Origin of the sequence: Methylobacterium sp. WL116, assembly GCF_008039455.1 — a bacterium.
In the GTDB taxonomy this organism is placed as follows: domain Bacteria; phylum Pseudomonadota; class Alphaproteobacteria; order Rhizobiales; family Beijerinckiaceae; genus Methylobacterium.
Window position 1 is genome coordinate 1 of sequence record NZ_VRUV01000331.1, and the last position, 5,121, is coordinate 5,121.

The 5,121-nt window shown below is 73.3% G+C and carries 7 protein-coding genes and 1 pseudogene; 2 read left to right on the plus strand and 6 right to left on the minus strand.

Annotated elements, in window-relative coordinates; all coding sequences use genetic code 11:
* Positions 1–334 (plus strand): annotated as a pseudogene (locus FV223_RS19530) (formyl transferase); the annotation flags it as partial.
* A gap of 64 nt (positions 335–398) precedes the next feature.
* Complete coding sequence (locus FV223_RS19535) at positions 399–539, plus strand: DUF2256 domain-containing protein (RefSeq protein ID WP_147728565.1); 141 nt, start codon at positions 399–401, stop codon at positions 537–539.
* Between the two features lie 4 nt (positions 540–543).
* Here FV223_RS19535 and FV223_RS19540 read toward each other — a convergent pair whose 3' ends face one another.
* The 6 genes from FV223_RS19540 to FV223_RS19565 all read right to left on the minus strand — a co-directional run.
* Positions 544–1,134, minus strand: a complete 591-nt coding sequence (locus FV223_RS19540) for a nucleotidyltransferase family protein (protein ID WP_147728566.1) — start codon at positions 1,132–1,134, stop codon at positions 544–546.
* On the minus strand, positions 1,127–2,152 hold the full coding sequence (locus tag FV223_RS19545) for a molybdopterin-binding protein (RefSeq protein WP_147728567.1): 1,026 nt from the start codon (positions 2,150–2,152) through the stop codon (positions 1,127–1,129). The genes FV223_RS19540 and FV223_RS19545 overlap by 8 nt, the downstream gene beginning before the upstream one ends.
* Entirely contained in the window at positions 2,149–2,850 is a 702-nt protein-coding gene (locus tag FV223_RS19550; protein ID WP_147728568.1) for an XdhC family protein, read from the minus strand. The genes FV223_RS19545 and FV223_RS19550 overlap by 4 nt, the downstream gene beginning before the upstream one ends.
* A 1-nt stretch (position 2,851) precedes the next feature.
* The gene (locus tag FV223_RS19555) at positions 2,852–3,175 is read right to left on the minus strand and encodes an XdhC family protein (RefSeq protein ID WP_147728569.1); all 324 of its coding nucleotides are present in this window, start codon (positions 3,173–3,175) and stop codon (positions 2,852–2,854) included.
* A 183-nt stretch (positions 3,176–3,358) separates the two neighbouring features.
* Positions 3,359–4,225 (minus strand): NAD(P)-dependent oxidoreductase, encoded by an 867-nt coding sequence (locus FV223_RS19560; protein ID WP_147728570.1) that lies wholly within the window; start codon positions 4,223–4,225, stop codon positions 3,359–3,361.
* Positions 4,226–4,296: 71 nt separating this feature from the next.
* On the minus strand, positions 4,297–5,121 hold an 825-nt coding region (locus FV223_RS19565; protein ID WP_246689730.1), incomplete at its 5' end, for an ATP-binding protein.

Consider the following 5,121-nt stretch of genomic DNA (forward strand, 5'->3'; position numbering starts at 1 on the left):
GCCGGCGCGGTGGCGGCGGCCCGAGCCGCAGGGCGACGGCTCGTACTGGGCGCGCGCGAGCGACGTCGACCGCACCCTCGACTTCCGCGCCGACGTCGCCGCGATCCTGCGTCGGATCCGCGCTTTCGGATCGATCGAGACGCTGGCGCGGCTCGGCGACGCTCGCGTCTACGTCGCGCAGGCCGGCGGCTGGCGCGAGGCGCACAAGCATCTGCCCGGCACCGTCGTCCATCGCCACAGGCGCCACGTCGTGGTTGCGGCCCGCGACGGCTACATCCAGATCACGCGGTGGTCGCCGGTGGGGCTGGCCGAAGCCGGACAGATCGGGCGCTGACCGGATGTCCAGGCGAAGCGGGGGCGATTCCGTAAACAAGAGTTCGGGCCGGACATCGGGGAAGATGATCCGCAAGGGCGACCTGCCGACCAAGCTGTGCGCGCAGTGCGGGCGGCCGTTCGCCTGGCGGAAGAAGTGGGAGCGGGTCTGGGACGAGGTCCGGTTCTGCTCGGATCGCTGCCGAAGCGAGGCGAAGAAGGCCTGAGCCTTCAGAGCCGAGCCAGCATCTCCGGCGTGTCGACGTCGAGCGCGGTCCCGGGCTCTCCCGGAATTTCCAGGACGTCGGCGCGACCCTTCAGCAGCGGCCCGGCGCCGTGATCGCCGGACAGGCTGGCGAGGGCGTCGCCGAGCACGCGCCGATCAAGCAGCACCGGGTTGCCGCGGCGCCCCGCGATCGTCGGCACCACGGCACTCGGAGCCGGCGTCGCGGCCCGGTAGGCGGCGGCGAGGCGATCGATCTGCGCCGGCGTCACCCGCGGCATGTCGCCGAGCAGGATCACCGCCGCATCGGTCTCGGCCGGCAGCGCGGCGAGACCCGCCCGCAGCGAAGTCGAGAGGCCGGAGCCGAACGCGGCGTTCTCGACGAAGACGAGGTCGAGATGGTGAAGGACCGCGCGCACGGCCATCGCATGGGCTCCGAGCACGACGACGACCGGACGGGCCCTGGACGCGAGGGCGGCTTCCGCGGCGTGGCGAACCAGCGGCGTCCCGTCGAGCCGCGCGAGCAGCTTCGGTTCGGCACCGAAGCGGGTGCCGCGGCCGGCGGCGAGCAGGACGGCACCGATTCCGATGTCAGGCATCGTCGGCGGCGCTCGGTTCGCCCGATCGCGGCTGCGGCCGCGAGACGATCTCCATCAGCAGTCCGCCGACACCGAGCGCGACGATGTCGGCGCGGGTGACGGGCAGGTCCGCGAGCAGGCGGTGCAGCACCCAGTCGAACCCGTTCTCCTTGGGCGAGCGGGCGCAGCCCGGCGCGCCGATCACCGGAACGTCTCCCAGCGCTCCGAGCAGCAGCAGGTTCCCGGGATCGACCGGCATGCCGAAATGGATCACCGCTCCGCCCGCAGCCGCGATGCCGGCCGGGATCACGTCGCGGCGGTCTGCGATGGCCGAGGCGCCGAACACGATCGCCAGGTCGGCGCCGTCCTGCGCGGTCGCCGCCGCCAGCGCCTCGGCGACCGCACCGGCCGCGTGCGGAACGCGACGGTCGGCGACGATCTCGGCGCCGGTAGGCGCGAGCCGATCCGCGAGGGCGGCCAGGGTCCGGTCGACGGTGGTCTCCTTCAGGCTCGGCAGCCGCGTCGAGACCACGCCGACCCGCCGGCGGCGATAGGGCGAGACCCGCAACGCGCCGGCCGGCGCGGCGGCGCACGCATGCGCCAGGACCGTACCCGGCACCGCGTAGGGGATGATCTTGATCGTCGCGACCATCTCGCCGGCCACCACGGGCTTGAACGGCGGCAGCGTCGCCGCGGTGATCGCCTCGTCGACGCCGTTGACCGCATCGATGCCGGCTCGATCCACGACCAGAACGCCGGGCCCGACCGCGAAGAGGTTGCAGCGTCCGGTGAACGGCGGCTCGCAGCGCAGGCCGGTCCCGGCGAGGTGCCGCGCCAGGGTCTCGGCGGCCTCGTCCTCGCCGACGTCGCCCGGCTCCAGGGAGACGGCCACCAGATCGCGCACGCCCTCGGCCGCGAGGCCTGCAATCGTTTCGGGCGAGATCGCCCGGCCCTTGCGCAGGGTCGCGCCGCCCGCCTTGATGGTGTGGGCGGCGATGAGGCCGAGCGCGGATCCGACCGGAACCGGCCCGAACTTCACGAAGCTGCCTCGCGCGGCGCCCGACGCAGGGCGGCGACGATCTGCGCCATCACCGACAGCGCGATCTCGGCCGGGCTGACCGCGCCGATGGCGAGCCCGATCGGGGCGCGGATGCGCGCCAGCTGGGCCTCGGAATAGCCGGCCTCGATCAGCCGGACCGCGCGCGCCGCGTGGGTTTTCCGCGAGCCGAGCGCGCCGATGTAGAAGCACTCCGCCGAGAGCGCGGCCTTCAACGCCGGATCGTCGATCTTGGGATCGTGGGTCAGCGCGGCGAGCGCGCAGTAGCGGTCCAGCGGCGGCACCGCGCCGCCGAAGGCCGCGTCCGGCCAATCCGCCACCAGCGCGACGCCCGGAAACCGCTCGGGGCTGGCGAAGGCGGTGCGCGGGTCGATCACCGTCAGCGCGAGGTCGAGCGCGGCGGCCATCGGCACCAGGGCCTGGGTGATGTGCACGGCCCCGACCACGACGAGCCGGACCGGCGGCACCTGGACCGTCAGGAACAGCGTCCGGCCGTCCGCCTCGACGAGGCCGCTCCGGGCTGCGGCGAGGTGCCGACCGAGCGGTTCGGCGAGGGCGTCGGCGGCGATATCGGCCTCCCGAACCAGGCGCTGCGCGCCGTCGGCGATGTCGGTGACGAGGATCGCGGCGCGGCGGGCGGCGCGCTCGACGTTGAGGCCTTCGAGGATGTCGGCGCGCATGTCAGTCGATCCGCTCGACGAAGATGCGGATGCGGCCGCCGCAGGAGAGCCCGACCCGCCACGCGGTCTCGTCGGCGACGCCGAACTCGATCACCCGCGGCTTGCCGTCGGCGATGGCGTCGGCGGCTTCCGTGATGACGGCGCCCTCGACGCAACCGCCGGAGACCGAACCGAGAAAGTTGCCCTCTCCGTCGACGACGAGGTGGCTGCCGACCGGACGCGGCGCCGATCCCCAGGTCTCGATCACGGTCGCGAGCGCCACGTCGCGGCCGTCCCGTCGCCAGGACGCGGCGGTGTTCAGGATGTCGGCTTCGGTCGAGATCATCGGCGTGCCTCGAAGGCCGCGCGCGCCGGCCTCAGGATGCGGGAGCCCGGTCGCGGGCCGAGAGGTTCAGGTATGGCATCGTGGGCGGGGCGCAAGGCGCGCGCAGCGGCGGTGTTGCACGGAACGCATGACGACCGACTTCACGCGTCGGTGCAAACGCCAGCCGTCGCCGCGTCCAAGCGCTCAGCGCCCGCTGCGCCGGGTCGCCACGGTGGCGAGCGCGGCCAAGTCCTTGTCGCCGTCGCCGTGCGCGATCGCGTCGATGAGGTTGTCCCGCAGGACGCTCGCGAACGGCATCGGCACGTTCACCGCCGCCGCGGCACCGAGGGCGAGGCCGATATCCTTGGCGCCGAGGCGGAGGCCGAAGCCCGGCGGCTCGTAGCGGTTCGCGGCGATCGACGCGCCGTAGCCCTTGTAGACCGGCGAGGCGAACAGCGTGCCGGTGAGCATGTCCAGAAGGTCGGCGCCGGCCACCCCGTGACCTTCGGCGAAGGCGGCGGCCTCGCCCATCGCCTCGATCGCCGAGACCAGCATGAAGTTGCCAGCGAGCTTCACGGCATTGGCCTGATGCGGCTCGGTGCCGAAGCGCCACGTCTTCGTGCCCATCGCGTCGAGGAGCGGGGCTGCGCGGTCGATCGCGCCGGCATCGCCCGCGGCGATGATATTGAGGGCGCCCGCCGCGGCCGCGTCCGGCCGCCCGAACACAGGGGCGCCGACATAGGCGATGCCGGCGCGCGCATGGATCGCGGCCAGTTCCTGCGCCAAGGCGACGGAGATCGTGCTCATCGACAGGTGGATCGCCGGCCGGCCTGCGCTGTCGAGCAGCCCGCCCTCGACGATGACGGAGCGCAGCGCTGCGTCGTCCGACAGCATGGTGATCGCCGCGTCGCCCGCGAACGCCTCGGCCGCACTCGCCACCGGCGTCGCGCCGGAGATCCCGTGCGCAGCATCCGGGGTCCGGTTCCAGACGCGGACGGTGTGCCCGGCCTCGACCAGCTTGGCCGCCATGGCGCGCCCCATGCGCCCGAGCCCTATGAATCCGACGTCCATGCGCTTCCTGCCTTCCGATGCCCGCTCGGCCTCAACGCCGATCGCGCCGGTCCGATGCAAGGCTCGGCCGTTCATTCCGCCGCGGCGGCGATCCGGGTCTCGGCGGGTTCGGCCGGGATCGCGGCGGCCAGCGGCAGCTCGATCGCGGCGGAGAGGCCGCCTTCCGGGCGATTCGTCAGGGTGAGCCAGCCGTCATGCGCTTCGACGATGGCGAGCACGATCGACAGCCCGAGGCCGAAGCCGCTCGCGTCGTTGAGATTGCGGGCCCGGTCGCCGCGCACGAACGGCTGCAGCATCGCGTCGCGCTCGGCTTCGGGAATGCCGGGGCCGGTGTCACCGACCACGATGCGAACGCCCCGCGGCGTCTGCTCCATCGAGAGGCGCGCGCCGCCGCCGTACTTGACCGCGTTGTCGACGAGGTTGGTGATCGCCCGCTCGAGCTCGTCGGGCTTTCCGCGGACGAGCACGTGGCGGCTCTGCGTGACGAAGACGTCGGCGCCAACGTCGCTGAACCCGTCGCAGACCGTCTGCACCACCGAGGCGAGGTCGATCAGCGTCCGCGCGCTCGACGCGCCGCCCTGGCCGTCGCGGACGAAGGACAGGGCCGCCTCAACGAGCGCGTTCATCTGGTCAAGATCGCGCAGCGTCATGATGCGGGTGTGGTCGTCGTCGATGAACTCCGCGCGCAGCCGCAGGCGGGTGATCGGCGTGCGCAGGTCGTGGCTGATCGCGGCCAGCATCTGCGTGCGGTCGTCGATCAGGCGCCGCACGCGGTTGCGCATCCGGTCGAGGGCGCGGGAGACCGCGATCACCTCCCGCGGGCCGGCCTCGGGCAGCGCCACGTGGTCGTCCCCGGTGCCGAACGCCTCGGCGGCGCCCGCGAGCCGCGCCAGAGG